Raw genomic sequence first — 25,543 nt, forward strand, 5'->3', positions numbered from 1 at the left:
GCGGACGGCGCGGGCTGCTGCGGCGCGGGCGCCTCCTGGGCGGGCTGCTCGGGCGCCGCCGGCGGCGCGGCGGCGGCCTCGGCCTGGTCGCCGATGACGGCGAGCTCGGCGCCGACCTCGACGGTCTCGTCCTCGGCAACGATGATCTTGGTCAGCACGCCCGACGCGGGAGAGGGGATCTCGGTGTCGACCTTGTCGGTCGACACTTCGAGAAGCGGCTCGTCCGTCTCGACGTGCTCACCCTCCTTCTTCAGCCAGCGGGTGACGGTGCCCTCGGTGACGCTCTCGCCGAGCTGGGGCATGGTGACGGAGACCGGCATGGCTCTCAGCGACTCCTTCGGAATCTGGCGTGCGGGCGTTCAGCCGTGCACGTGCAGTGGCTTGCCGGCGAGGGCGAGGTGTGCCTCGCCGACCGCTTCGGACTGGGTCGGGTGGGGGTGGATGAGCTGGGCGACCTCACCCGGCAGGGCCTCCCAGTTGTAGATGAGCTGACCTTCGGTGATCAGTTCTCCGACGCGGGCGCCGACCATGTGGATCCCGAGCACGGGACCGTCCACGGCCGCGATCACCTTCACCTCCCCCTGGGTGCCCAAGATCTTGCTCTTGGGGTTGCCGGCCAGGTCGTAGGTGAACTCCCTGACCTCGTGCCCCCGCTCCCGCGCCGCGGCGGTGGTCAGACCCACCGAGGCGACCTCGGGATCGGAGTAGGTGATGCGCGGCACCCCGTCGTAGTCGATCGGCTGCGGGTTCAGCCCGCCGAGCCGCTCGGCCACCAGGATGCCCTCGGCGAAGCCGACGTGGGCCAGCTGCGGGGTCGGCACCAGGTCGCCGACCGCCGAGATCGTCGGGACGCTGGTGCGGCAGTACTCGTCCACCTTGACGTAGCCGCGCTCGGTGGCGACGCCGACCTCCTCCAGTCCGATGCCGTCCGACACCGGGCCGCGGCCGACGGCGACCAGCAGCAGCTCGGCCTCCAGGACCTTGCCGTCCGCCAGCGCGACGCGCACGCCCGCGTCGGTGGTCTCCGCCTTCTCGAAGCGGACGCCGAGCTCGAAGCCGATGCCGCGCTTGCGGAACGCCCGCTCCAGCCGCTTGGACGACGACTCCTCCTCCAGCGGCAGCAGGTGCGGCAGCGCCTCGACGATGGTGACCTCGGCGCCGAACGAGCGCCACACGCTGGCGAACTCCACGCCGATCACGCCGCCGCCGAGGATGATCACCGAGCCGGGCACCCGGTCGAGGGTCAGCGCGTGGTCGCTGGTGATGATCCGCTCGCCGTCGATGTCCAGGCCGGGCAGCGACTTGGGCGCCGAGCCGGTGGCCAGCACGACGTGCCGGCCCTCCAGCGTGGTCACGGCGCCGTCCGCGCCGGTGACCGCCACCGAGGTCGGGCCGGTCAGCCTGCCGTGGCCCTCGACCATGGTGATGCCCTTGGACTTGATGAGGCCGGTCAGTCCCTTGACGGTGGTGGAGACGACCTTGTCCTTGTAGGCGTGCACGCCCGCGATGTCGATGCCCTCAAAGGCGGCTTTGACACCGTACTTCGCCGCTTCGCGGGTCTGGTCGGCGACCTCCGCCGCGTGCAGCAGCGCCTTGGTGGGGATGCACCCCCGGTTCAGGCACGTGCCGCCGAGCTTGTCGCGCTCGATCAGCGCCACGCTCATGCCGAGTTCGGCGGCGCGCAGGGCGCATGCGTACCCGCCGCTGCCGCCGCCGAGGACCACGATGTCGAAGGGGCCGTTGTCGGCCACTGGACGCTCCCTTTCCGGTCTGCGCGCTGTTGTTGTCCTTGCCAGTGTGGTCGGCCAGTCTCGTCGCACCACACCGCGCCGGGGCCGGGCTCCGGTCCGGCGTGCGTCCCGTCGCCGGGCACCGGCGCGTCCTGACGTCTCCGGCGGCCGGGCTCAGCGCACACGGCCCCGTCGCCATGGAGCAATCTATTCGGTTCTCGGACCGCCCGTACCGGCGGGGGCGAGCAAGGTTTCAGGCGCGTGTCCCGGGCGGGCCCGCCGCGCGGGTCCGCCGCGGCGGCTATAGGGCGCCGGCGGCCAGCTCCTCGGCGATGCGCACCAGCGCGCGGGTCGCCGCGCCGGTGCCGCCCTTGGGGGTGTAGCCGTAGGGCTCGCCCTTGTTGTAGGAGGGGCCGGCGATGTCCAGGTGCGCCCAGCGCAGCCCGTCGCGGACGAACTCCTTGAGGAACAGGCCCGCCACCAGCATGCCGCCCCACCGGTCGCCGCTGACGTTGGCGATGTCGGCCACGGCCGAGTCCAGGCCCTTGCGCAGCTCGGCCGGCAGCGGCATGCCCCAGAACGCCTCGCCCTCGCGCCGGGCCGCCGCGACCACCTTCTCCCGCAGGTCGTCGTCGTTGGCCATCACCCCGGTGGTGCGCGTGCCGAGCGCGACGATCTGCGCGCCGGTCAGGGTGGCGACGTCGATGAGCAGGTCGGGCTCGTCCTCGGCGGCGCGCACCAGCGCGTCGGCCATGACGAGGCGGCCCTCGGCGTCGGTGTTGAGCACCTCGACGGTCTTGCCGCCGTACACGCGCAGCACGTCGGACGGGCGCTGCGCGGTGCCGCTCGGCATGTTCTCGGCGAGCGCCAGGTAGCCGACGGCCTTGACCTTCACGCCGAGCCGGGCCATCGCCGACAGCGCGCCCAGGACCGCGCCCGCGCCGCCCATGTCGGACTTCATCCAGTCCATGGCGTCGGTCGGCTTGAGCGACAGGCCGCCGGAGTCGAAGGTGATGCCCTTGCCGACCAGCGCGAGCGTCCGCTCGGCCTCGGGGTGGGCGTAGACGAGGCGCACCAGGCGCGGCGGGTTGACCGAGCCCTTGCCGACGCCGGTGATGCCGCCGTAGCCGCCCTCGGCGAGGGCCTTCTCGTCCAGCACCTCGATCTCCAGCCCGGCCTCGCCCGCCACCCGCTCGGCGGTGCGGGCCAGGTCGTCGGGGGTCAGGTGGGACGGCGGCGTGTTGACGAGGTCGCGCACGAGCGAGACCGCCTCGGCCAGGGTGCGGGCGCGGTCCACCGCCGCCTGCGCGCCGTCGGCGGAGGCGGCCAGGACGATCCGCTCGACCGGGTCCTTGCGCTCGCCGGTGCGGAAGGAGTGGAAGGCGTAGTTGCCCAGCAGCGCGCCCAGCGCGACCGCCTCGACCTCGGCGGCGGACGCGGCGGGCAGCGCGATGCCGGCCCGCCGGGTGCCGGCCAGCGCGCGCACGGCCGCGCCGGCGGCGCGGCGCAGCGCCTCGGCGTCCGGCGACTCGCCCAGGCCGACCGCGACGAGCAGCGGCGCGGGCAGCGCGCCCAGGGTGGGCACCCGGGTGATCTCCTCGGCCTTGCCGGTCGCGCCCACGGCGCGCAGCGCGTCCGCCAGGCGGCCGCCGAAGGCCTGGTCGATCCCTTCGGCTCCCGCGGCGGGCCGGACGCCGTCGCCGCCGTCCTTTCCGTCCGGGACGACGCCGATCACCACGGCGTCGACGTCGAGTGTGGCGGGGGGCGCGTTGTCAAGGCTGATGGTGGTCGTCACGTCGTCCGATGGTAGTCCTCCCGGTGACCGGTTTCGCCCTTTTGGATCAAGCCTTGACCCTCGGGGCCCTGGCCGCTCGCGGCCTGCCGCCCTCCCGGACGGGGAGGGCCGAAGGCAGCCGGAGCGGTGGTGCACCGCAGGTCAGCGGCGTGTACGGAAGGGGGAACGGCGGGCTGCGCGCGGCACGTGCGCACGGTCTGGGAGTGATCGGCGACACGACGGGGCGGGCACCGCGGAAAGAATTCACGCGCGACGCTCCGCCGATCGGTGCGACCGTCAACTCCGTGCGGCCGTCAATGCGCGGCCATCACCACCAAGGCGGCGGTGGCCGCCAGCTCCACCAGGGCGCCGAGGACGTCGCCGGTGATCCCGCCGAGGCGGCGTACCGCGTGCCGCAGCATCAGCAGCGCCGCGGCCAGGCCGAGCAGCACGGCGGCGACGGCGCGCACCCCGCCGGCCGCGCCGTCCGCCCACACGCCCAGGCCGCCGGCGGCGGCCATGACGGCGGCGGTGACCGCGACCGCCTCACGGGCGCCGACCGTCCCCGCCACCAGAGCGCCCAGCCCTCCGGGACGCGCACAGGGCACCCCCGCACGGCACGCCCAGGGCAGGGCCAGCCGCCCGGCGACCGCCGCGACCAGCGCGGCCGCCGCGGCGTGCGGCGCCGTCGCCAGGGCGGCGACCTGGATCAGCAACGTCAGCAGCAGCGTCACCACGCCGAACGGCCCGATGTCGGACCGCTTCATCACCTCCAGGGCGCCCTCGGCGGGGCGGCGGCTGCCCAGCCCGTCGGCCAGGTCGGCCAACCCGTCCAGGTGCAGCGCCCGGGTCAGCGCCGCCGTCGCGGCCACGGCCAGCGCCGCCCGCAGCGGCGCCGCCAGCCCGGCCGGCGCGCCCACGGCCAGGACCGCCGCGGCGCCGCCGCCGACGATCAGGCCGGCGAGCGGGGCCAGCAGCATGGCGCGCCCGGCGGTGCGCCGGTCGATCTCCCCGGCGCCGGGCCAGGGCACGACGGTCAGCAGCGTGACCGTCAGCCGCAGCGCCGCGGTCATCCCAGCTCCAGCACGCGCCCCGCCACGACCAGCGCGGCCTCCTCCGACTCGGCGGCGAGCCGCTGGTTGAGACGGCCGAGCAGGTCGCGGAACGCGCGTCCGGAGGACGTGGCCGGCACCACCGACAGCCCCACCTCGTCCGTCACCGCGACCACGCGGGCGGACGTCCCGCGCCACGCATCGACGAGCTCGTCCAGGCGGGGCTGGACGGCGTCGGGGGCGTCCCAGGCGCCGGCCTCGTCGATGACCGCGGCCAGCCAGGTGCCGATGCCGTCCACGAGCACCGCGCCTTCAGCGGTTTCGAGCACGCGCATCAGATCGGTCGTCTCCAAGGTCGTCCACCAGGAGGGACGGCGCTTCTTGTGGGCCTCGACGCGGGCGTTCCATTCCGGGTCGTCGGCGCCGGTCTTTCCCGTGGCGACATAGGTCACGTGGGGGTGGGCGGCCAGCCGCAGCTCAGCCTCGGCCGACTTGCCGGATCTGGCCCCGCCCAGCAGCAGCAGACGGTGGGGACCGTCCTGAGGGCCCAGCCAATGCCTCAGACGGCGTTCCAGCTCGTCCGGCGAGGAGACCCGGTGGTCGATGTGGACGGCGTGCACCTCCGTCGCTTGGGTGACGGCCCCGATGCGGCGCAGCCATCCCAAATGCTCCGGGCACCCCACCAGATCGAGAAGCGCCGCGTCATATGCCGCCCCGTCCAGCGGTTCGGGACGGGAGCCCGGCCCGGACGCCACCAACACGCGGCTCCCGCATGGGCCCGTCACATCCCAGCCGCCAGGAACGTCGCGACGCGCGCACTCTTCCAGCGGCACGCCGTCCACCGTCGCCCGGGTAGGGGCGAACTGGATGCCGGCGGCACGCAGACGGTTGCACGAGGCGCAGCGGCAACCGGAAGCGGGCCAGCCGTCCGGTCCCGCGACGCCTTGCAGATCAATGTCCATCGTGGTCGAGAACTCTACGGGCCGCCCAAGGGCGGATCCGCCCGGCTACTCTCCACGTCAAGACCATTCGTCGCTGAGGAGACGCTGTGGCCAACCCCCCGAATGCACCTTGGCCCCCGAGTGCGCAACCGCCCGGAGCGTTTCCGCCCCCACCTCCCGCCCCTCCTCCCGGCGGCCCCGTCCCCCCGGGCACGCCCTGGGGGCCAGGCGGCACCCCGCCTGCGGGCGCCCCTCGCCGCGGCGGCCTGGGCCTGGTGATCGCCCTGGTCGCCGGAGGGCTGACGGTCGTGCTCGTCGCCGCCGTCGCCGCATTCGTCCTCCTGCGCGACGAGGAGAGCGGCGGCGGTCCGGAGCAGCTGCGCGTCGGGCAGATCGCGGGCGGCGCCGAGGCCCGGCCCGGCGCCGACGGCAGCCTCACCATGGTCCGGCCCGGCGTGGAGCGTCCCGTCGTGGAGGTCTACGAGGACTTCGCCTGCCCCCCGTGCGGCAGGTTCGACCGCGCCGTCGACCCCATGCTCAAGGAGCTGGCCGTCGCGGGACGGGCCAAGGTGGTCTTCCGGCCGATGGTCATCTTCGCGAAGGGCGTCGAGCCGATGCACGGCAACTCGCTGCGCGCCGCGTCCGCGCTGCGCTGCGTCACCGACGGCGCGCGCTGGCTGTCCTTCCAGGACGTCCTCTACACCCATCAGCCGGCCGAGGAGACGACCAGGGCCTACGAGATCTCCGATCTGCTCTCCTACGGGGCGTCGGTGGGACTGACCGACTCGCGGTTTCGCCGCTGCGTGACCGAGCAGGCCCGCGCGGAGGACGTGCTGAGCGCCAGCCGCACCTACACCACGTCGCACGGCGTCCATCGCACGCCGTCGGTGCGGGTGGACGGCCGCCTGCTCTCCGACGCCGACGTGCACTCTCCCGACGCCCTGCGGCGCGCGATCGAGGCCGCGAGCTGACCGGACGGGCTAGTCTCCTCACGGCGGAGGGAGGTCGAGCACATGGCGTGGAGCTGGCGGCTGGAGAAGGCCGACGGCCGAGAGCTAGGTCGCTCCGAGGAGACGTTCACCACGCAGGCGGACGCGGAGACCTGGCTGGGGGAGACCTGGCGCGGCCTGCGCGAGGAGGGCGTCGACCAGGTCACGCTCCTCGACGGGGAGTCGGTCGTCTACGGCCCCATGAGCCTGCACGATCCCGAATAACGGACGGGCCGCCGCGGCGCCGCCCGCCGTTCCGTGGCGGCGCCGCGGCGGACCCGTTCAGGGACGCGTGCGCGGGCTGACCGTCTTGGCCGGGTCCCGTTCGACCACCGGGCCCAGCACGTCGTCGATGCGCTTGAGCACGTCCGCGTCCAGCTTCACCCCGGAGGCGCGGGCGTTCTCGCGGACCTGCTCGGGACGCGAGGCGCCCACGATCGCCGACGACACGTTCGGGTTCTGCAGCACCCAGGCCACGGCCAGCTGCGCCATGGTCAGGCCCAGGTCCGCGGCGATCGGCTTGAGCTCCTGCACGCGGGTCAGCACGTCGTCGGTGAGGAACCGCTTGACGAAGTCCGCGCCGCCTTTGTCGTCGGTGGCGCGCGACCCCGGCGGCGGGGGCTGCCCCGGCAGGTACTTGCCGGTCAGCACGCCCTGCGCGATCGGCGACCAGACGATCTGGCCGACGCCCTCCTTCTCGCACAGGGGCACGACCTCGCTCTCGATCACCCGCCACAGCATCGAGTACTGCGGCTGGTTGGAGACGATCCGGTCGAAGCCCATCTCGTCGGCGATCTCGAGCGCGCGGGCGATCTCGTCGGCGCGCCACTCCGAGACGCCCACGTACAGCACCTTGCCCTGCCGCACCAGGTCGTCGAACGCGCGCAGGGTCTCCTCCAGCGGCGTCTCGTAGTCGAACCGGTGCGCCTGGTACAGGTCGACGTAGTCGGTCTGCAGGCGGCGCAGCGAGCCGTGGATCGACTCGAAGATGTGCTTGCGCGACAGCCCGCGGTCGTTCTGGCCGGGGCCGGTCGGCCAGTACACCTTCGTGAAGATCTCCAGGCCTTCGCGCCGCTGGCCCTTCAGCGCCCGTCCGAGGACCTCTTCGGCGCGCGTGCCCGCGTACACGTCCGCCGTGTCGAAGGTGGTGATCCCCTCGTCGAGGGCCGCGTGCACGCACGCGCGCGCCGCGTCCTCCTCGACCTGGGAGCCGTGCGTGAGCCAGTTGCCGTAGCTGATCTCGCTGACTTTGAGACCGCTGCGGCCCAAGTGTCGGAACTGCATGCTCCGACCCTAACCCCGGGTGATCGATCAGACCTTGTCGCCGATGTTCACCTGGGGGGCGGGGATGCGCAGCCTGCGGATCTGCATGGCGCGCATCGCCGCGTACAGGCCCACGCCGCGGCGGTCCTCGTCCGGGAACCGCTCGGCCGCCAGCTTCTTGACCCGCATGCTCAGCCAGAGCCCTTCGACCAGCACCACCGCCAGCAGCAGCGGGGGCGCGAGCAGCACCAGCAGCCTCGCCCACACCGTGGGCACCAGGCTCAGCAGGACGATGACGAGCATCGTGTACATCAGGTACGAGCCCACGGTGCGCCGCGCGTCGACGTAATCGCGGGCCAGCCGCCGCACCGGGCCCTTGTCCCGCTTGAGCAGGTAGCGCTCGTCGCCCCGGGCCATTCCTTCGCGGATCTTGGCGCGTTCGGCCGCCTGCTTCTCGCGCATGCGCCGGTAGGCCTCCCTGCGGTTGGCCGGCGCGGTGATCGGCTGGCGGCGCCGCTTCTCGGCGTCGCGGCGCTTGGGGGTCGGACGCCCCTTGCCGCCCGGCTTGGCTACTACCTGGGGAGGATTTGCGGGGGCTTCCTGGGTACGACGTCGGAACACGAGGTTCAGCCTACCGGCTGCGAACATCGTGGCTGCCTCGCGCGTTAACGCGTAGGGTGATAAGAACCCCAGCAGTGGTCATTGAGCCCAGTTTGCGACTGAGCCAGCACACGAAGGGACCGGCGCCGCGCGATGAGCGTGATGAAGCGAATGTCGATGATCTTCAGGTCCAAGGCGAACAAGGCTCTGGACCGCATGGAGGATCCTCGGGAGACCCTCGACTATTCCTACCAGCGCCAGCTGGAGATGCTGCAGAAGGTCCGTCGGGGTGTGGCCGACGTCGCGACCTCGCGCAAGCGTCTGGAACTGCAGATCAACCAGTTGGAGCAGCAGCACAACAAGCTCACCGAGCAGGGGCGCAAGGCGCTGCAGGTGGGCCGGGAGGATCTGGCCAGGGCGGCGCTGGAGCGGCGGGCCGGGCTCGACTCCCAGCTCAACGAGCTGCGGACGCAGTACGAGCAGCTGCAGGCCGAGGAGGAGAAGCTCACGCTCGCCTCGCAGCGGCTGCAGGCCAAGGTGGACGCCTTCCGCACCCGCAAGGAGACGATCAAGGCGACCTACACCGCGGCCGAGGCGCAGACCAAGATCAACGAGGCGTTCTCCGGCATCTCCGAGGAGATGGGCGACGTCGGTCTGGCCATCCAGCGGGCCGAGGAGAAGACCGAGACCATGAAGGCCCGCGCCGGGGCGATCGACGAGCTGCTGGCCTCCGGCGCCCTGGAGGACTTCACCGGGCCCAAGGACGACATCCAGGCCGAGCTGGACCGCATGGGCGCCACCACCGGCGTGGAGCTGGAGCTGGAGCGGATGAAGGCCGAGCTGGGGCAGGCGCCGGCGCCCAAGCAGCTCGAGAAGGGCGCGCCGGACGCGCAGCCGCAGCAGCAGGACGCCGCGCAGCAGGCCCAGCAGCAGACCCCTCAGCAGGCTCAGCAGCAGGCGCAGTACCCGCAGCAGCCCGGGGGTGGGCAGTGATCGTCAGGATCATGGGCGAGGGGCAGTTCGAGGTCGCCGAGACCGACCTGCCCGCGCTCAACGACCTCGACGCCCGGCTGGAGTCGGCGATCGAGACGGGGGACGAGGACACCTTCCGCGGCGCCCTGCGCTCGCTGCTGGACAACGTGCGCAAGGTCGGCACGGCGCTGCCCGCCGACAGCCTGGAGCCGTCGGAGCTCGTGCTGCCGCCCGTCGACGCGACCATCGACGAGGTGCGCGGCATGCTCGGCGACGAGGGGCTCATCCCGGGCTGACGCCGCCGCGCGGTCGCCCGTCGCACCGACCGCGCATCTCCCTGACGTCCGCGCGCAGCGCCCTCGTGGCGCGCGTCGCCGGACAGTGACACCCCCGCCCCCTTCGAGCGCGCCTGCCCGGAGAACGCCGGGCCGCCGCTGCTCAAGGGCACAAATGCGTCCCGTCGCACGTTCTTTTAATGGGATTTCGGGGACGCCCGGAATGCCGATGGGACCGACGACGGGAGGGGGCCGTTCATGGCGCGCACACGCTACGCGGCCGACCGGGGGCTGACGTCGCGCATGGTCGTGACCATGTTCCTGCTCGGCCTGGTGTACGTCGCCTTCGTGGCGGCGTTCTTCGCGATCGCGCCCGGCTGGGGGCTGGTCGCCCTGGCCGTCGCGGTCGCGATCCTGCTCGCCCAGTACTTCTTCTCCGACCGGCTGACGCTGTTCGCCATGCACGGCCGGGAGGTCTCCCCGCGGGAGGCGCCCGAACTGCACGGCGTCGTCGACCGCATCTGCGCCATGTCGGACGCGCCCAAGCCGCGCGTCGCCGTCGCCGACACCGACGTGCCCAACGCCTTCGCCACCGGCCGCAACCAGAAGAGGGCCGTGCTGTGCGTGACCACCGGGCTGCTGCGCCGCCTCGACCCCGTGGAACTGGAGGGCGTGCTGGCCCACGAGATGTCGCACATCGCGCACCGGGACGTGGCGGTCATGACCATCGCCTCCTTCCTCGGCGTGTGCGCCGGGCTGATCACCCGGTTCGGCCTGGAGTGGGGCCTGTGGGGCGGGTTCGGCCGCCGCAACGGCGACCAGAACGCCGGCCTGGTCCTGCTGGCCGTGGTGCTGGTCAGCGCGGTGGCGTACGCGATCAGCTTCCTGCTCACCCGGGCGCTGTCGCGGTACCGCGAGCTGTCGGCCGACCGGGCGGCGGCACTGCTCACCGGCCGCCCGTCCGCGCTGGCGAGCGCGCTGACCAAGGTGTCGGGGGAGCTGGCCCGCATCCCCAGCCGCGACCTGCGGGCGGCGGAGCCGTTCAACGCGTTCTTCTTCGCGCCCGCCCTCGCCAAGGGCTTCAGCGTCTCGGCGCTGTTCAGCACCCACCCGCCGCTGGAGCGCAGGCTGGCCCAGCTGCAGCAGATCTCCGCCCGGCTCGGCAGGGGGCTGTGACGATGAGGTTCCTGGACGCGCTGCTCGGCCGGTCCAAGCCGGCCCCGCCCGACCTGGACCGCCTGTTCGCGCTGCCGAACGCCGCGGTGACGCTGGAGGCGGCCACCGGGTTCACCCCCACGGGCCTGGGCTCGGTGTGCTTCCGCGCCGCCGAGGGCGGGGCGTTCGCGCGGCTGCAGCGCGACATCCAGGAGCTCCTGGACGCCGACGAGGGCCCCAAGGTGGAGGTGAGCACCGACTCCTACGGCTACACCTGGATGCTGGTCCGCCACGCCCCCGACGAGCTGCCCGCGGTGGTCACCGACCTGCACGCGATCAACTCCACGCTCGAGGCCGGCGGTTTCGGACCGCACCTGCTGTGCTCGCTGACCGGGTTCCGGGGGCCGGACGGACGCCGCCTGGCCCTGATCTACCTCTACAAGCGCGGCACCTTCTACCCGTTCGCCCCGCTGCCGGGCGACCGGCGCGACAACGCCCTGGAACTGCAGGTGCGCGGGGCCGTCGGCGCCGACCTGCCCGTCGAGGAGGACCTGGGCCGCTGGTTCCCCGTCTGGGGCGCGGAGTTCTGAGGGCCGCGCGACCCCGGACCGCGCGTCCGGCGCCAGGAGGCGACAGGGCGACGGGAGGAGAGGGGAGAGGCCGGGCGAGACGGGCGCGGAGCGTCCGCCCGGCCGCCGACGGCGCTACGGCAGCGCCAGCATCTGGTCGAGGGCGACGCGGGCGTAGTGCGCGGTCTCCGGGTCGACCTCGATGGGGTTGACGACCTCGTCCCGCGCCAGCGACTCCAGCGCCCACACCAGGTGCGGCATGTCGATGCGGTTCATCGTCGAGCAGAAGCACACCGTGCGGTCCAGGAACATCACGTTCTTGTCGGGGTGCGCGTTGGCCAGCCGCCGCACCAGGTTCAGCTCGGTGCCGACCGCCCACGCCGACCCGGACGGGGCCGACTCGATGGTCTTGATGATGTACTCGGTGGATCCGACCAGGTCCGCCTCCACGACCACCTCGTGCCGGCACTCGGGGTGGACGAGCACGTTCACGTCCGGCACCCGGGCCCGGATCTCGTCCACCGACTCCTTGGTGAACCGGCCGTGCACGGAGCAGTGGCCGCGCCACAGCAGCATCTTGGCGTCGCGCAGCTGCCGCGGGGACAGCCCGCCCTCGGGGCGGTGCGGGTCGTACACGACGCAGTCGTCCAGCGACATGCCCATCTGCAGGACGGCGGTGTTGCGCCCCAGGTGCTGGTCGGGCAGGAACAGCACCTTCGACCCCTTGGAGAACGCCCATTCCAGCGCGCGCTTGGCGTTGGACGACGTGCAGACCGTCCCCCCGCGGCGGCCCACGAACGCCTTGATGTCGGCCGAGGAGTTCATGTAGGTGACCGGCACCACCTCGTCGGCGATCCCGGCGTCCTCCAGCACCTCCCAGCACTCCTCCACCTGGTCGAACGTGGCCATGTCCGCCATCGAGCAGCCCGCGGCCAGGTCCGGCAGCACCACCCGCTGGTGGTCGGCGGTCAGGATGTCGGCCGACTCGGCCATGAAGTGCACGCCGCAGAACACCACGTACGGCGCCTGCGGACGGGCCGCCGCCTCCCGGGCCAGCTTGAACGAGTCGCCGGTGACGTCGGCGAACTGGATCACCTCGTCGCGCTGGTAGTGGTGGCCCAGCACGAACACCCGGTCGCCCAGCGCGGCCTTGGCGGCCCTGGCGCGCTCCACCAGCGCGGGGTCGGACGCGGGGGGCAGGTCGCCGGGGCAGTCGACGCCGCGCTCGCTGTCCGGGTCCGCGCCCCGGCCCAGGAGCAGCAGCGGAAGATCACGCACGGGGGTGGTCACGACGCTCTCCCTCCTGCGACGGACTTATCGTCGCTTTGACGACTAATAATCGCACACATATCGGGCACAGGGATCTGCGGGGGAGGGGTGTGACGCACACCGCAGCCGGAACGGCCGCGGGCCCGTGTGTCACACTGGCGTCACGTGGAATGCCTACGGGCCGAGGTACGTTGTCGTAAGAACGTCGAGGCGCGGAAGACCAGACGCGTCCCGTCTCGAAGGACATGCGAGACTGCGCCGCGGGCGCGGCGAAGCGAAACCCGGGAGCCACACACATGACGGTTTCAGGCGAGACCACGCAGGAGACCACGCAGCAGGGCGTCATCCTCACCGACGCCGCCGCCGAGAAGGCCAAGAGCCTTCTGGAGCAGGAGGGCCGCGACGACCTGGCGTTGCGTGTCGCCGTGCAGCCGGGCGGCTGCTCGGGCCTGATCTACCAGCTGTTCTTCGACGAGCGGCAGATGGACGGCGACCTGGTCCAGGACTTCAACGGCCTGGCGGTGCGGGTCGACCGGATGAGCCTCCCGTACCTGAACGGCGCGACCATCGACTTCGTCGACACGATCGAGAAGCAGGGCTTCACGATCGACAACCCGAACGCGTCGGGCTCGTGCGCCTGCGGCGACTCGTTCAACTAGGCCCGCGTTCGACTGGGCCCGCGTTCGACTAGGCCCGCGCGGCGCCCGAGCGCCGCGCTCGACCGCGCGGCCGGCACGGTGACCCGCACGTGACCTGCTCGGTGACCCGCACGCGCACGCGCGGTCGTCGCGAACGCCCGTGAGCGGCCCGGACGACGCGTCGTCCGGGCCGTCGCGCGTCCGGCGGCGGATTGGCGCCGTCCCTACGAATTACTTCCGTGCCGGAGATGGAGCGCGGGCCGATCCCGTGGTGCCATGGGCAGTAGTCTTGACCGTCCGCGATCCCCCCATGGGGTCGAGCGACAGCCGGACACTGCCGGACGACACCACGAGGAGAGCGACGCCGTGCGCATCGCCGTGACAGGCTCCATCGCGACCGATCATCTGATGACCTTCCCCGGCCGGTTCACCGACCAGCTGCTCCCCGATCAGCTCGATCGGGTGTCGCTGTCGTTCCTGGTCGACGAGCTGGAGATCCGGCGGGGCGGCATCGCCGCCAACATCTGCTTCGGCATGGGCAGCCTGGGCAAGGAATCGATCTTGGTGGGCTCGGTCGGCGACGACTTCGCCGACTACCGCTCCTGGCTCGAACGGCACGGCGTGGACACCGCCTCGGTGCACGTGTCCGAGCTGCACCACACCGCCCGGTTCCTGTGCACCACCGACCAGGACCAGAACCAGATCGCCACCTTCTACGCCGGCGCCATGAGCGAGGCGCGCTCCATCGAGCTGAAGCCGGTCGCCGACCGGGTCGGCGGGCTCGACCTGGTGGTGATCAGCCCGAACGACCCCGAGGCGATGCTGCGGCACACCGACGAGTGCCGCGCCCGCGGCATCCCGTTCGCCGCCGACCCGTCCCAGCAGCTGGCCCGCATGGACGGCCCGGACGTGCGCAGGCTCATCGACGGCGCCGCCTACCTGTTCAGCAACGAGTACGAAAAGGCCCTCGCCGAGGAGAAGACCGGCTGGTCGGAGCAGGAGTTCCTGGACCGGGTCCAGGTCCGGGTGACCACCCTCGGCCCCAAGGGCGCGATCATCGACCGCAAGGGCGAGGAAGGGCTGCACGTGCCCGCCGTCCCCGTCGCCAAGGTCGTCGACCCCACGGGCGTCGGCGACGCCTTCCGCGCCGGCTTCCTGACGGCCGTCGCGTGGGGCCTGCCCCTGGAACGCGCCGCCCAGGTCGGCAACGTCACCGCCGCCTACGCCCTGGAGGCCGCGGGCCCGCAGGAGTACACCCTGTCCACCTCGGCGTTCCTGGAGCGCCTGGCCGGGACCTACGGCGCCTCCGCCGCCGACGACGTGCGCCCCCACATCTCCTGCCCGAACCCGTAACGGACACGGCCGCAGCGCCCCGCCCGCACCGCGCGACGAGCGCCGTAGGGCGGGGCGCATCCGTTTTCGCGCCCGTCTGCTCATGGACCGGCGGGGCGCGCGCCCCGCATCGCGGCGCACGCGGCGCATCGGCCCGCTCAGCACATGCGGCGGATCAGTACATCCGGCGGATATGGAAGGCCCAACCGCCGCGTTCGACGGGCTCCTCGCGGACGAACTCCTGCGACTTCATGCGGCACCAGGCGGGCACGTCGGTCCGGGCGGCCACGTCGTCGGCGAGCACCGCGATGATCTCGCCCACCGGGACCTCGCGGATCCGCTCGGCCAGCATGATGATCGGGATGGGGCACTTGCGGCCCAGCGCGTCGACGACCAGCGCGGGCCGGGGCCCGGCCGGTGCGGCGGGCGGGTCGGCGGGGGGCTGCTGCGCGCGCCGGGCGGCGCGACGGGAACGGCCGGGGAACCTCATCGGAGCGGCCGCCTCGCGGTCGCCGGCGACGGCGGCGCCGGACGGGGGGGACGGGGCCACGGGGGCGTCTGCGGGGTCATCGGGGCGTCACTCCACGCTTGCTCCGGCGGCCCGGCGCAGCCGGGCGACCGCGTCTGGCAGCACCTGAAGGAACCGGTCGACGTCGGCCGGGCGCGCGTCGCGAGGAAGCGACACCCGCACGTTGCCATGGGTGATCACTCCCATCGCCTCCAGGACATGGCTGGGACGCAGCGTATCGGCCGTGCACGAGCTTCCCGACGAGACCGCGAAACCCAGGCGGTCCAGTTCGGTCAGCAGCGCCTCGCCCGGCACGTACAGGCAGGAGAAGGTCACCAGGTGCGGCAGCCGCCGCTCCGGGTGACCGACCACCTGTACGTCTTCGATCGTACGCGGCACCCGGTCCCGGATACGGCCGATCAGCTCGGAAAGACGGGGCGCGCGGACGGACATCTCGTCCCGCAGCGCCGCGAGCGCGGCCGCCGCCGCCACCGCGCCGGGCACGTTCTCGAACCCGGGCACGCGCCGCCGTTCGCGCTCGTCCTCCGGCAGCGGAGAGCGCCAGCGCACGCCCTTGCGCACCACCAGCACGCCGACGCCCGGCGGCCCGCCCCACTTGTGCGCGCTGGCGGCCAGCAGCGACCAGCCGTCCGGCACGTCCACCCGGCCGACGGACTGCGCCGCGTCCACGAACAGCGGCACCCCCGCGGCGCGGCACGCCTCGGCGGCCTCGGCGACCGGCTGCAGCGTGCCGACCTCGTGGTTGGCCGACTGCAGGCAGGCCAGCGCGGTGTCGGGGCGCAGCGCCGCGGCGAACTCGGCGGGGTCGACGCGCCCGTCCCGGTCCACCCCCACGACGGTGACCTCGCCGCCCTCGCGCTCGTGCGCCTCGGCCGTGTGCAGCACGCTGGAGTGCTCCACCGCGCTCACCACCAGGTGCCGGCCCGCGCGGCGGCGGGCCCGCAGCGCGCCCAGCATCGCCAGATGCACCGCCTGCGTGCCCGACGAGGTGAACGACACCTCGTCGGGGCGCACGCCGAGCACGGACGCGACCTGCGCGCGCGCCCGGTCGAGCATGATCCGGGAGCCGCGCGCCAGACCGTACAGCCGCGCCGGATCGGCCCACCCGGATTCGAGCGCGCTCAGCAGCGCCTCGCGCGCCGCCGGGTGGAGCGGCTCGCTGGACGCGGCGTCGAAGTAGACCCTCTCGCCGGCCATCTCGGAAGGGGGCGCGGCGTCGGTGCCCATGTCGGAAATGGCCACTCCAGGAGCGTAACCGGGACCCGATCGGGGGTTCCGGGGACCCTCGCGCTAATCTGTCCCTCGCACGTGTGACAACCGACCTGACCGCCCGGAGGACCGGGCTTCATCTGTGGGGAAGGCAATCCGTGAGTCCGACCCGCTCTAGGGAGCGGCGTACGCCTGTGCGCGGGCGCCGCGCGTTGAAAAGCGCAGGGGCCCTGGGCCTGCTGGCGTTGACCGCCACCGCCTGCAGTGGCGAGGTGAAGCGCTTGGGCATGCCCGAACCGATCAGCGAGCAGGCCGAGCGCATGCTCACGCTGTGGCAGGGCTCCTGGATCGCGGCGTTCGCCGTCGGCGGCGTCGTCTGGGGCCTGATCATTTGGGCGGTGCTGTTCCACCGCAAGCGCTCGGACGACCTGCCGCCTCAGGTGCGCTACAACCTGCCGATCGAGATCCTCTACACGGCGGTCCCGTTCGTCATCATCGGCGTGCTGTTCTACTTCACGGCGCGCGACCAGGACTACGTCGAGAAGATCGACAACAAGAAGCCGCCGGCGGTCACGGTCGACGTCATCGGCTTCCAGTGGAGCTGGCAGTTCGACTACAAGGAGAAGGACGCCTCCGGCAAGGAGCGCACCGTCGCCTCCGTGGTCGGCGTGCCGGTCTCCCCGGACTCCGACAACAAGCCGGTGCTGACCGTCCCGTCCGGTGAGCGCGTGCGCATCAGGCTGCACTCGAACGACGTCATCCACTCGTTCTGGGTCCCGGCGATGCTGTACAAGAAGGACGTGATGCCGGGCTATGTGAACGAGTTCGAGTTCACCGCCACCAAGACCGGCACCTATGAGGGCCGGTGCGCCGAGCTGTGCGGCGTCGACCACAGCCGGATGCTGTTCCAGCTGCGGGTCGTCACGCCCGAGCAGTACCAGAAGTTCATCGCCCAGGCCAAGGCCAAGGCGGCTCAGGGAGCCAAGCAGTGACCACCGTCAGTGACGCACCGAGCGCGCCGATCGCCGCCGCGCGCACGAGCAAGGGGCGCATCCTCGCGTCGTGGCTGTCCAGCACCGACCACAAGGTGATCGGCTACCTCTACCTGATCACCTCGTTCTTCATGTTCCTCATCGGCGGCGTCATGGCGCTGGTGATGCGGGCGGAGCTGTTCAAGCCGGGCCTGCAGGTGGTCAGCAACGAGCAGTTCAACCAGCTGTTCACCATGCACGGCACGGTGATGCTGCTCATGTTCGCCACCCCGCTGTTCGCCGGGTTCGCCAACGTCATCATGCCGCTGCAGATCGGGTCGCCGGACGTGGCGTTCCCGCGCATGAACATGCTGGCGTACTGGCTGTTCCTGTTCGGCAGCCTGATCGCGCTGTCGGGGTTCCTCACCCCGGGCGGCGCGGCCAGCTTCGGGTGGTTCGCCTACGTGCCGCTGTCGGACGCGGTGCGCTCGCCGGGCATCGGCGGTGACCTGTGGGTGATGGGCCTGGCCATGTCGGGCTTCGGCACCATCATGGGCGCGGTCAACTTCATCACCACGATCCTGTGCATGCGCGCGCCCGGCATGACCATGTTCCGGATGCCGATCTTCACCTGGAACGTGCTGCTGACCTCCATCCTGATCCTGCTGGCGTTCCCGCCGCTGGCGGCCGCGCTGCTGGGTCTGGAGGCCGACCGCAAGTTCGGCGCGCACATCTTCGACGCCGCGCACGGCGGCACGCTGCTGTGGCAGCACCTGTTCTGGTTCTTCGGGCACCCGGAGGTCTACATCATCGCGCTGCCGTTCTTCGGCATCGTGACGGAGATCCTGCCGGTGTTCAGCCGCAAGCCCATCTTCGGCTACATCGGCCTGGTGTTCGCCACCATCTCCATCGCGGGGCTGTCGGTGACGGTGTGGGCGCACCACATGTACGTCACCGGCCAGGTGCTGCTGCCGTTCTTCTCGTTCATGACGTTCATGATCGCGGTGCCCACCGGCGTGAAGTTCTTCAACTGGGTCGGCACCATGTGGCGGGGGCAGCTCACCTTCGAGTCGCCGATGCTGTGGGCGATCGGCTTCCTGGTGACGTTCCTGTTCGGCGGTCTGACCGGCGTCATCCTGGCCTCCCCGCCGATGGACTTCCAACTCAGCGACTCCTACTTCGTGGTGGCGCACTTCCACTACGTGGTGTTCGGCACCGTGGTGTTCGCGATGTTCGCCGGGTTCTACTTCTGGTGGCCGAAGTGGACCGGCAAGATGCTCAACGACCGGCTCGGCAAGGTGCACTTCTGGATGCTGTTCTTCGGCTTCCACGGCACCTTCCTGGTGCAGCACTGGCTGGGCGCCGCGGGCATGCCGCGCCGGTACTCCGACTACGCCGAGGAGTTCACCGGCCTGAACCAGGTGTCCACCGCCTTCTCGCTGCTGCTCGGCCTGTCGATGCTGCCCTTCTTCTACAACGTCTACATCACCTGGAAGAAGGGCAAGCGGGTCGAGGTCGACGACCCGTGGGGCTACGGCAACTCGCTGGAGTGGGCGACTTCGTGCCCGCCGCCGCGGCACAACTTCAACTCCATCCCCCGGATCCGCTCCGAGCGTCCGGCGTTCGACCTGCACCACCCGCACGTCGGAGCCAAGCGCGAGCTCACCGAGGCGAAGGGATAGCCGGCGATGCGCGTACAGGCGTTCATGTTCTACGGATGCGCGGTGTTCTTCCTGGTCACCGACATCGTGTACTGGCTGTGGTCCAAGGACTGGACCGGCACCACCGCGCTGGCGCTGTCCGTCGGCCTCGCGGGCCTGGTCGGGTTCTACATCCACTTCACGATCCGGCGGCTGGAGAAGGCCAACAACGGCCCGCTGTACGAGGACGACCCCGAGGGTGAGATCGCCGACGCCGCGGGCGAGCTGGGCTTCTTCAGCCCGCACAGCTGGTGGCCGCTGTTCGTGGCGCTGTCGGCCGCGGCGGTCGCGCTGGGCCTGGTGTTCGGCTGGTGGCTGGTGATCGCCGGGCTGGCCGCGTCGCTGCTCAGCACGATCGGCCTGGTGTTCGAGTACTACCGGGGCCACTTCTCGCACTGACGCGGACGCGGCGGCGGTCGGCGGGGTCGATCCCCGGCCCGCCGCCCGCAATGGCGCCGTGCCGATCGCTCCAGGGGTCGGCAAAGAAAGCCGTGGAGGGCCGGGATCCGTCTACCGGACGGGTCCCGGCTTTCCGCATAATGATCGTCGTGCACGATTCGTGAGAAATGTTTGCCCAGAGTGACACGGCGATCGGGGGGTCACGGTGCGCGTCGGTATCTGGGGAGCGAAGGGCCGCGGACGTCCCGTCGCGGCCGTCCGGCGACGGCCCGGCCCGGCGGGGGACGGCCGGCGGCGGACGACGGCGCTGCTGATGGGAGCGGCGGCCGTGGTGGCGGTCGGCTCGGCCGCCTGCGACGACGCCCAGCGCGGGCCGAACCCGCGCGACGCCGTCCACCTGTCCGTGACCCCTCAGGACGGCACCGCCCTGCTGCGGCCCGACAGCGCCATCGACGTGCGCGCCCGCAACGGCACCATCGAGAACGTCACGGTGACGACCAAGGGCACGCCCGTCGAGGGAGTCCTCAACGGCGACCGCGACCGCTGGCGTTCCCGCTGGACGCTCGACCCGGGAACCGACTACACGGTCGTCGCCACCGCGCTCGGCCGCGACGGCAGGACGCGCACGGTCGTCAGCCACTTCGGCACGGCCAAGGCCGGACGGACGCTGGGCGCCGCCGTCGTCGCCCCCGACAATGGGGAGACCGTGGGCGTCGGCATGCCCATCGTGCTGCGGTTCGAGCGGGAGGTGGCCGACCGCGCGGCCGTGGAGCGCGCGCTGGAGCTGCGTTCGTCCCGGCCGGTGGAGGGCGCCTGGCACTGGCTCGACGACCAGAGCGTGGTGTTCCGCACGAGGACCTACTGGCCGTCCTACACCGACGTGCGGTTGCTGGCGCACCTGAGTGGCGTGCGCGCGGCCAACGGGGTGTACGGCACGCGGAACTTCGACGTCGCCTTCCGCATCGGCGACCGGCACGACATCAGGGCCGACGAGGACACGTACCGGATGACGGTGCACAACAACGGTCGTCTGGTGCGCACCATGCCCATCAGCATGGGACGCGGCGGCATCGAGAAGTACACCACCACCAACGGCGTCCACCTGACCATGGAGAAGGGCAACCCGGTCATCATGGACTCGTCGACGGTGGGCTGCGGGCCCGGCTGCCCCGACTACTACCGCCAGACCGTCTACTACGCCGTCCGCATCTCCAACAGCGGCGAGTACGTGCACAGCGCGCCCTGGTCCGTGGGCTCTCAGGGGCGTGAGAACGTCAGCCACGGATGCATCAACGCCAGCCCGAAGGACGCGCGCTGGTTCTACCACTTCGTCTACCGGGGCGACCCCGTCACGGTGACGGGCAGCTCGCGCGAGCTCAAGCCCGACAACGGGTGGGGATACTGGCAGATGAAGTGGGACGACTGGGTGAAGGGCAGCGCCCTGAAGCGGTCGGTGTGGGTGGGCCCGCACGGCAGCACCCCCGCGAAGACGTCCGTGCAGGCGCCCAGCCAGGCCGACCGTACCTCCGCCCCGGGCGGGGGCGGCACCCGGGCCTCTAACGGCGACTGAGCGGCGGCGGCTCCGGGACGCCGTGCTTGCGTGCCCAGTCGCGGGCCATCGCGATGCGCTCGGGGGCGGCGGGATGCGTCCGCCACAGCACGTGCTCCACGATGTCCGGGCGCAGGTCGGAGATGTTGCGCACCGACAGCTCGCGCTGCATCCCGACAAAGGTCGACGGGTCGCGGGTGAGGTCGAGGGAGTGCGCGTCGGCGCGGGCCTCGATGTGCCTGCTGACCAGGTTCTGCACGGGGGCGCCGACCTGCGCGGCCACCGTCACCAAGGCCAGCAGGAGCGCCGCCGAACGGGCGTCCGCGATGCCGCTCCGGTCGACTCCGGCGCGTCGTCGCACCCGGGGGGAGGTCAGCACCACGTACAGGAGGCAGATTCCCCCGGACACGGCCAGCGCGCCGATGAGCGTGCCGTGGAGCACGTCGTTGTTCTCGGCGTGCCCCAGCTCGTGCGCGACGATCGACTCGATGCGGGCGCGCGGGGTGCTCTTCAGCAGCGTGTCGTAGACGACGATGCGGCGCGTGGACCCGAACCCGGAGACGTAGGCGTTGAGCGCGGTGGTGCGCCGCGACGCGTCGGCGACCAGCACGTCCTCCACCGGGACGCCGTCGCGCCGCGCCATCGCCAGCAGGTCGGCGCGCAGCGGCCCGTCGGGCAGGGAGTGGAACCGGTTGAACAGCGGCTCGACCGCCACCGGGTACACGAAGGACACGGCGACGACCAGGACGAAGCCGCCCGCCGCCGCCCCGGCCCACCACCAGCGGGGGAAGCGGCGCATCAGCGCGTACAGCAGCGTGAGCGCCACCGTCCAGATCACCCAGGTGACGCCGAGGGACTTGAGCTGGTCGGTCAGCCACGCCGACCACGACTGAGTGGACAGCCCGTACCGGCGCAGCACCGTCTCGCTCCACGCGTCGAACGGCAGCCCCGCCAGCCGCACCACCACTGTGAGCAGCAGCGCCGCCGCGGCCGCGCGCAGCGGACGGCGCCGCACCCGGGCGGTGGCCCAGCCGACGAACCGCGAGCCCAGGGGCGTCAGCCCCAGGACGAGCACGACGGCGAGGCCGACCAGCAGGCCCGCGTACGCGGGCGGGGCGAGCGCCGCGTCGAACGCCCGCGACCGCTCGATCTGGTCGGCGGTGAAGTCCAGGGACGGGTCGGGAGCGGCACGACCGCCGGGGACCGGGCCGGGCAGCGGGGTCCACGGTGTGGTGACCGCCAGGACGACCCCGACGGCGGCGAACAGCACGACCGACGCGACCGCCGCGGCGACCCGGGGCCTGGAGCGCCCCCGGGGGGCCGCCGGCTCCGGCCGATCCGGCGGCGGCCCGCTCGCCCGTGCGGCGCTCACCCGGGGGGCGTCCGCCTCCGCGGCTTCCGCTCCCGGAGCCGTCGTCGTCTCGTCGCCGCGCTCGCTGCTCACTGCCTCGCCTCCGCCCCGCCGTGCAACCCGATCGTCCTCAACCCAGTGTCTCGCGCAGATAGTCGCGCCATAGCGCGGTGAGGCGGGCCGGGTCGACGCCCAGCGTCGCGCGCAGGGCGGCGTCCAGCGGCCCGCGGCCCGCGGCGCGGTACAGCCGGACCAGCGCGGCCTCACCGTACCGCTCGGCGATCATCCGGCAGGCCAGCCACGCCTCCTGGTAGGCCTGCGGCAGCCGCGGCGCCGAGGCGGCGAAGTCGTCGGGGCCGGGGAGCCGGGCGGGCAGGCGTCCGGCGGCGACCTCGGCGCGCAGTTCGCGTGCGGCCGACCGGACGCTCACGTCGGCGCGCAGGTAGCCGACGTAGTCGGCCAGGCCTTCGATGAGCCACACCGGGGTGCGGCCGTCGCGCGCCCCGCCGGTGGCCACGTGGGTCAGCTCGTGCGTCAGCACCACGTCGCGGCCCAGCGCGCTGAGGCGGGCGAACGCGACGGGGGAGACGACGACGCGATCGGCGCCGCGGCCCTTCCCGGCGGTGGGCGCCGTGGTGGCGACGGCGGCGATCCGGTCCAGTCCCTGCGCGCCCGCGCCCGACGGATCGGCGAGCGCGGCGGCCAGCCCGGGGTCGGCGGGCGCCACCGCGACGGTGCGGCGCCGCCAGCCGTCGCCGACGACGCCGGAGACGACCGGCACGGCCGCGTCCAGGCGGCGGGCGATCTCGTGCAGGCGCGGCCCGTCGCCCAGCACGAGGGTGCGGCGGCCGCGGACGACGGTCAGCGGGCCGCCGTCGAAGACGTCGGCCTCGTCGGGGAGGCCGCGCGCCGCGCCGTCGCCCGCGACCGTCCAGGAGCCCGAGCGCGGCGCGAACGCCATGTACCGGGTCCGGACCACCGGGGCGTCGTCGAAGCCGCGCAGACGGTAGCTCAGGCGCACGCGCGCCACCGCCGATCCGGGCTCCAGGCGCACCAGCGTCTCGCTCCAGGACGCCAGGGGCAGCCGCAGCAGGTTGTCGAACATGCGGCCCTGGGCGTCGCGGTAGGCGGCGGGCGCGGCGGCGACGGTGGCCATGAAGGCGACGCGGTCGCGTTCGCGCACGGCGCGCGTCCGGTTGGCCAGGACGGCCGCGACCGCGCGGGGGTCGGGCACGGCGGGAGCCGGTGCGGACGAGGCCCCGGGGCGCCGGGACGCGTCGGACCCGGCGGCGGTCAGGCCGAGCCCCGCCAGCACGCCCCCCGCCGACGCGGCGGCGATCGCGGTGACGGCCGCGCGGCGCGGGATGCGGCGGACCGGCGGTCCGTCCCCTTCGGCGTGGCCGTCGTCGTTCATGCGCGCGATCCTATGCGGGCCGCACCGGTCGGGCGGCGGCCGGTTCGTCCTCCTCGGAGGATTCGGCGTCCTCGGAATAGGCGAAGCCCGAGGCGGGTTCTGCCGTGTGGGGAGCCGCCGGGTACGCGAACGCGGCCGCCCGTTCGGGCGGCCGCGTCGAAGCACACTATCGGTCAGTGGATGACGAACGAACGAGGATGGAGACCGCCGGGATACCGGGGCGGCGGTCCGTGCCTGTTGACAGCGTTCTCAGTCGGCGCTCACTCCTTCCATACGCCTACCGGGTTAGCTGACGGGTTCGGTCGTGGAAGTCGACCTACGGCGCACGGCCTCGACTCCGGGTGCGAGGCGCGGCGCCGATTCACCCCGGAGCCGGCCGCCCGCGAGCGGCGGGACGAACGGCTCGGTGGTTCCCCGGCTCCACCCCCGTGCCGGGGGCGGACTCGGCGGCCAAGCGGCGGTATTCGGCTGAACTCGTGACGAGGACGGGACCCGTGGGACGGACCCGTCGTGCCGGTCCCGCAGACCTTCCCAGTGCGCTCGCGGCGCCATGCACGCCGCAGGCGTGCGCACGGTACGGCCTCGAGCCGGCGGGAGGACGGCATCTGGCGGATGCCGCCAGGGCGACGCGGCACCGGGTGCCGCAGCGGGGGCGCGGCACCTGGCGGGTGCCGCGGGATGACATCCCGGGACGTCGGCGCTGGCACGGCGCCTGGTGGACGCCGTGAGCGGTCACAAAGTACCAAAGGCGGACGAAGAGGCAAATAGTCGGCAAAAAGATCTACGGTCCAGGTCAGAACGCGTCTGACCTGGACCGCAGTCGTGATCGTGCCGGAGGGCGAGGGGAGCGCGGACTCCTCAGACCCGGCCGGCGCCGTAGAAGTTGGTCCGGTAGTAGCCGGACGTGATCGAGACGATCTCCACGTTCTTGCCGGTGCGCGGCGCGTGGATCATCTTGCCGCCGCCGATGTACAGCCCCACGTGCCCCAGGTTGTTGAAGAACACCAGGTCACCGGGCTGCAGGGCGTCGAAGGACACCCGGCGGGTGGCGGCGTACTGGCTGTTGGTGACGCGCGGCAGGTTCACCCCGGCCGCGCCCCAGGCGCGCATCGTCAGGCCCGAGCAGTCGTAGGAGTTGGGCCCTTCGGCGCCGTACTGGTACGGCTTGCCCAGCTGCGCGTAGGCGAACTGGATGGCGACCCGGGCCGAGCCGCTCGCCGGGCCGTTGTAGGTGGCGCCGGCGCCCTCGCCGGGCGCGGCGTCCCGCTCGCCCAGCTGACGCAGCAGCTTCTTCTGCTGCGCGATCGACTTTTCGACCTCGGCCTTCTTCTCGCGCAGCTCCTTGGCCTTCTTGGCGACCTCGTCGTAGGCCTGCTGGGCCTGGGCCTGCTCGCGGCGCAGCCGCTGCGTCGAGGCCAGGAACTGCTCCAGCTCGGAGCTGCGGTTGCGCGACAGGTGCGCGAAGATCGCGGTCTGGTCGAGGATCTTCTGCGGGTCGTCCGCGGCGGCGAAGCCCACGACGTCGCCGGTCTCGCCGTTCTTGTAGGCGGCGGCCGCCATCTCGGCGATCCGGCGGCGCAGCTCGTTGAAGGTCTTCTGCTCTTCCGCGCCGGCCCGCTTGGTCGCCTGGAGCTTGCGCTTGGCGATCTTCAGCTCCTCGCCGACCTGGTTGTACTTCTCGACCAGCTGCTCGACCTGCTCGTTGAGCTTGATGAGCTTCTTGCGGGCGTCGGACGCGCTGGGCGTCGGCTCGGCGTGCGCCGCCGTCACGGGCACCGCGAGGGACGCCGCCAGGGTGAGGCAGGCGGTCGCCGCCAGGCGCCGGGGGGCGAGCAAGCCCCCGAAAGGACTCCGCGGGCCTC

25 protein-coding genes and 1 riboswitch are annotated in these 25,543 nt (G+C 72.5%); of the genes, 12 read left to right on the forward strand and 13 right to left on the reverse strand.

The window, feature by feature from the left end; genetic code table 11:
- The 5 genes from AR3_RS15085 to AR3_RS15105 all read right to left on the reverse strand — a co-directional run.
- A partial coding sequence (locus AR3_RS15085; RefSeq protein ID WP_305790610.1) for a biotin/lipoyl-containing protein occupies window positions 1–320 on the reverse strand: 320 nt, incomplete at its 3' end.
- A gap of 39 nt (window positions 321–359) precedes the next feature.
- Entirely contained in the window at window positions 360–1,751 is a 1,392-nt protein-coding gene (lpdA, locus tag AR3_RS15090; protein WP_067914689.1) for a dihydrolipoyl dehydrogenase, read from the reverse strand.
- Window positions 1,752–2,031: 280 nt separating this feature from the next.
- Window positions 2,032–3,525, reverse strand: coding sequence for a leucyl aminopeptidase (locus tag AR3_RS15095; RefSeq protein ID WP_067914691.1), 1,494 nt, complete (start codon window positions 3,523–3,525; stop codon window positions 2,032–2,034).
- A gap of 293 nt (window positions 3,526–3,818) precedes the next feature.
- On the reverse strand, window positions 3,819–4,577 hold the full coding sequence (locus AR3_RS15100; RefSeq protein ID WP_067914693.1) for an adenosylcobinamide-GDP ribazoletransferase: 759 nt from the start codon (window positions 4,575–4,577) through the stop codon (window positions 3,819–3,821).
- Window positions 4,574–5,317, reverse strand: coding sequence for a bifunctional adenosylcobinamide kinase/adenosylcobinamide-phosphate guanylyltransferase (locus tag AR3_RS15105; RefSeq protein WP_313819666.1), 744 nt, complete (start codon window positions 5,315–5,317; stop codon window positions 4,574–4,576). The genes AR3_RS15100 and AR3_RS15105 overlap by 4 nt, the downstream gene beginning before the upstream one ends.
- Window positions 5,318–5,772: 455 nt before the next feature.
- On the opposite strand from AR3_RS15105, the gene AR3_RS15110 reads away from it, so the two are divergent.
- Together AR3_RS15110 and AR3_RS15115 are read left to right on the forward strand one after the other, a co-directional pair.
- Window positions 5,773–6,468 (forward strand): DsbA family protein, encoded by a 696-nt coding sequence (locus AR3_RS15110; protein WP_067914697.1) that lies wholly within the window; start codon window positions 5,773–5,775, stop codon window positions 6,466–6,468.
- Between the two features lie 42 nt (window positions 6,469–6,510).
- Window positions 6,511–6,711 (forward strand): hypothetical protein, encoded by a 201-nt coding sequence (locus tag AR3_RS15115; protein ID WP_067914700.1) that lies wholly within the window; start codon window positions 6,511–6,513, stop codon window positions 6,709–6,711.
- Between the two features lie 57 nt (window positions 6,712–6,768).
- Here AR3_RS15115 and AR3_RS15120 read toward each other — a convergent pair whose 3' ends face one another.
- Window positions 6,769–7,770: an aldo/keto reductase family protein gene (locus AR3_RS15120; RefSeq protein ID WP_067914702.1), complete on the reverse strand. Its 1,002-nt coding sequence runs from the start codon at window positions 7,768–7,770 to the stop codon at window positions 6,769–6,771.
- Between the two features lie 27 nt (window positions 7,771–7,797).
- The gene (locus AR3_RS15125) at window positions 7,798–8,370 is read right to left on the reverse strand and encodes a DUF3043 domain-containing protein (protein WP_227023020.1); all 573 of its coding nucleotides are present in this window, start codon (window positions 8,368–8,370) and stop codon (window positions 7,798–7,800) included.
- 132 nt (window positions 8,371–8,502) lie between these two features.
- Here AR3_RS15125 and AR3_RS15130 point away from each other — a divergent pair, with 132 nt between their 5' ends.
- The 4 genes from AR3_RS15130 (at window position 8,503) to pspAB (ending at window position 11,341) form a co-directional block, all read left to right on the forward strand.
- Window positions 8,503–9,342 (forward strand): PspA/IM30 family protein, encoded by an 840-nt coding sequence (locus tag AR3_RS15130; RefSeq protein ID WP_083951548.1) that lies wholly within the window; start codon window positions 8,503–8,505, stop codon window positions 9,340–9,342.
- Window positions 9,339–9,617: a PspA-associated protein PspAA gene (pspAA, locus tag AR3_RS15135; RefSeq protein WP_067914706.1), complete on the forward strand. Its 279-nt coding sequence runs from the start codon at window positions 9,339–9,341 to the stop codon at window positions 9,615–9,617. The genes AR3_RS15130 and pspAA overlap by 4 nt, the downstream gene beginning before the upstream one ends.
- A 237-nt stretch (window positions 9,618–9,854) precedes the next feature.
- Window positions 9,855–10,772: a zinc metalloprotease HtpX gene (gene htpX, locus AR3_RS15140; RefSeq protein ID WP_067914708.1), complete on the forward strand. Its 918-nt coding sequence runs from the start codon at window positions 9,855–9,857 to the stop codon at window positions 10,770–10,772.
- Window positions 10,773–10,774: 2 nt separating this feature from the next.
- Complete coding sequence (gene pspAB, locus AR3_RS15145) at window positions 10,775–11,341, forward strand: PspA-associated protein PspAB (RefSeq protein WP_067914710.1); 567 nt, start codon at window positions 10,775–10,777, stop codon at window positions 11,339–11,341.
- A gap of 114 nt (window positions 11,342–11,455) precedes the next feature.
- Here pspAB and nadA read toward each other — a convergent pair whose 3' ends face one another.
- The gene (gene nadA / locus AR3_RS15150) at window positions 11,456–12,610 is read right to left on the reverse strand and encodes a quinolinate synthase NadA (RefSeq protein WP_067914713.1); all 1,155 of its coding nucleotides are present in this window, start codon (window positions 12,608–12,610) and stop codon (window positions 11,456–11,458) included.
- Between the two features lie 275 nt (window positions 12,611–12,885).
- On the opposite strand from nadA, the gene AR3_RS15155 reads away from it, so the two are divergent.
- Both AR3_RS15155 and AR3_RS15160 read left to right on the forward strand, forming a co-directional pair.
- Window positions 12,886–13,248, forward strand: a complete 363-nt coding sequence (locus AR3_RS15155) for a HesB/IscA family protein (RefSeq protein WP_067914715.1) — start codon at window positions 12,886–12,888, stop codon at window positions 13,246–13,248.
- Window positions 13,249–13,593: 345 nt separating this feature from the next.
- The gene (locus AR3_RS15160; RefSeq protein WP_067914718.1) at window positions 13,594–14,580 is read left to right on the forward strand and encodes a carbohydrate kinase family protein; all 987 of its coding nucleotides are present in this window, start codon (window positions 13,594–13,596) and stop codon (window positions 14,578–14,580) included.
- Between the two features lie 154 nt (window positions 14,581–14,734).
- Here the strand turns inward: AR3_RS15160 and AR3_RS31750 are convergent, their stop codons facing one another.
- Together AR3_RS31750 and AR3_RS15170 are read right to left on the reverse strand one after the other, a co-directional pair.
- On the reverse strand, window positions 14,735–15,049 hold the full coding sequence (locus AR3_RS31750) for a sulfurtransferase TusA family protein (protein WP_106258376.1): 315 nt from the start codon (window positions 15,047–15,049) through the stop codon (window positions 14,735–14,737).
- Window positions 15,050–15,136: 87 nt separating this feature from the next.
- The gene (locus tag AR3_RS15170; RefSeq protein WP_106258379.1) at window positions 15,137–16,285 is read right to left on the reverse strand and encodes a cysteine desulfurase family protein; all 1,149 of its coding nucleotides are present in this window, start codon (window positions 16,283–16,285) and stop codon (window positions 15,137–15,139) included.
- 206 nt (window positions 16,286–16,491) lie between these two features.
- Here AR3_RS15170 and ctaC point away from each other — a divergent pair, with 206 nt between their 5' ends.
- The 4 genes from ctaC (at window position 16,492) to AR3_RS15190 (ending at window position 20,937) form a co-directional block, all read left to right on the forward strand.
- Window positions 16,492–17,289 carry an aa3-type cytochrome oxidase subunit II gene (gene ctaC, locus AR3_RS15175; protein ID WP_067914720.1) on the forward strand — a complete coding sequence of 266 codons (798 nt, stop codon included), beginning with the start codon at window positions 16,492–16,494 and terminating at the stop codon, window positions 17,287–17,289.
- On the forward strand, window positions 17,286–18,950 hold the full coding sequence (gene ctaD / locus AR3_RS15180) for an aa3-type cytochrome oxidase subunit I (RefSeq protein WP_067914722.1): 1,665 nt from the start codon (window positions 17,286–17,288) through the stop codon (window positions 18,948–18,950). The genes ctaC and ctaD overlap by 4 nt, the downstream gene beginning before the upstream one ends.
- 6 nt (window positions 18,951–18,956) lie before the next feature.
- Window positions 18,957–19,367 carry a cytochrome c oxidase subunit 4 gene (locus tag AR3_RS15185; RefSeq protein WP_067914724.1) on the forward strand — a complete coding sequence of 137 codons (411 nt, stop codon included), beginning with the start codon at window positions 18,957–18,959 and terminating at the stop codon, window positions 19,365–19,367.
- A gap of 205 nt (window positions 19,368–19,572) precedes the next feature.
- The gene (locus tag AR3_RS15190) at window positions 19,573–20,937 is read left to right on the forward strand and encodes a L,D-transpeptidase (protein ID WP_227023018.1); all 1,365 of its coding nucleotides are present in this window, start codon (window positions 19,573–19,575) and stop codon (window positions 20,935–20,937) included.
- Here the strand turns inward: AR3_RS15190 and AR3_RS15195 are convergent.
- From AR3_RS15195 to AR3_RS15205, 3 genes are all read right to left on the reverse strand, one after another.
- Window positions 20,924–22,360 (reverse strand): M48 family metallopeptidase, encoded by a 1,437-nt coding sequence (locus tag AR3_RS15195; protein ID WP_227023017.1) that lies wholly within the window; start codon window positions 22,358–22,360, stop codon window positions 20,924–20,926. The two genes, AR3_RS15190 and AR3_RS15195, sit on opposite strands and share 14 nt — an antisense overlap.
- A gap of 37 nt (window positions 22,361–22,397) precedes the next feature.
- Complete coding sequence (locus tag AR3_RS15200; RefSeq protein ID WP_106258353.1) at window positions 22,398–23,681, reverse strand: hypothetical protein; 1,284 nt, start codon at window positions 23,679–23,681, stop codon at window positions 22,398–22,400.
- Window positions 23,682–23,940: 259 nt separating this feature from the next.
- A riboswitch (cyclic di-AMP (ydaO/yuaA leader) is annotated at window positions 23,941–24,140 on the reverse strand.
- 399 nt (window positions 24,141–24,539) lie between these two features.
- Complete coding sequence (locus AR3_RS15205) at window positions 24,540–25,517, reverse strand: C40 family peptidase (protein WP_227023016.1); 978 nt, start codon at window positions 25,515–25,517, stop codon at window positions 24,540–24,542.
- Window positions 25,518–25,543: the final 26 nt, after the last annotated feature.

This window comes from Actinomadura rubrobrunea NBRC 15275, from assembly GCF_001552235.1.
In the GTDB taxonomy this organism is placed as follows: domain Bacteria; phylum Actinomycetota; class Actinomycetes; order Streptosporangiales; family Streptosporangiaceae; genus Spirillospora; species Spirillospora viridilutea.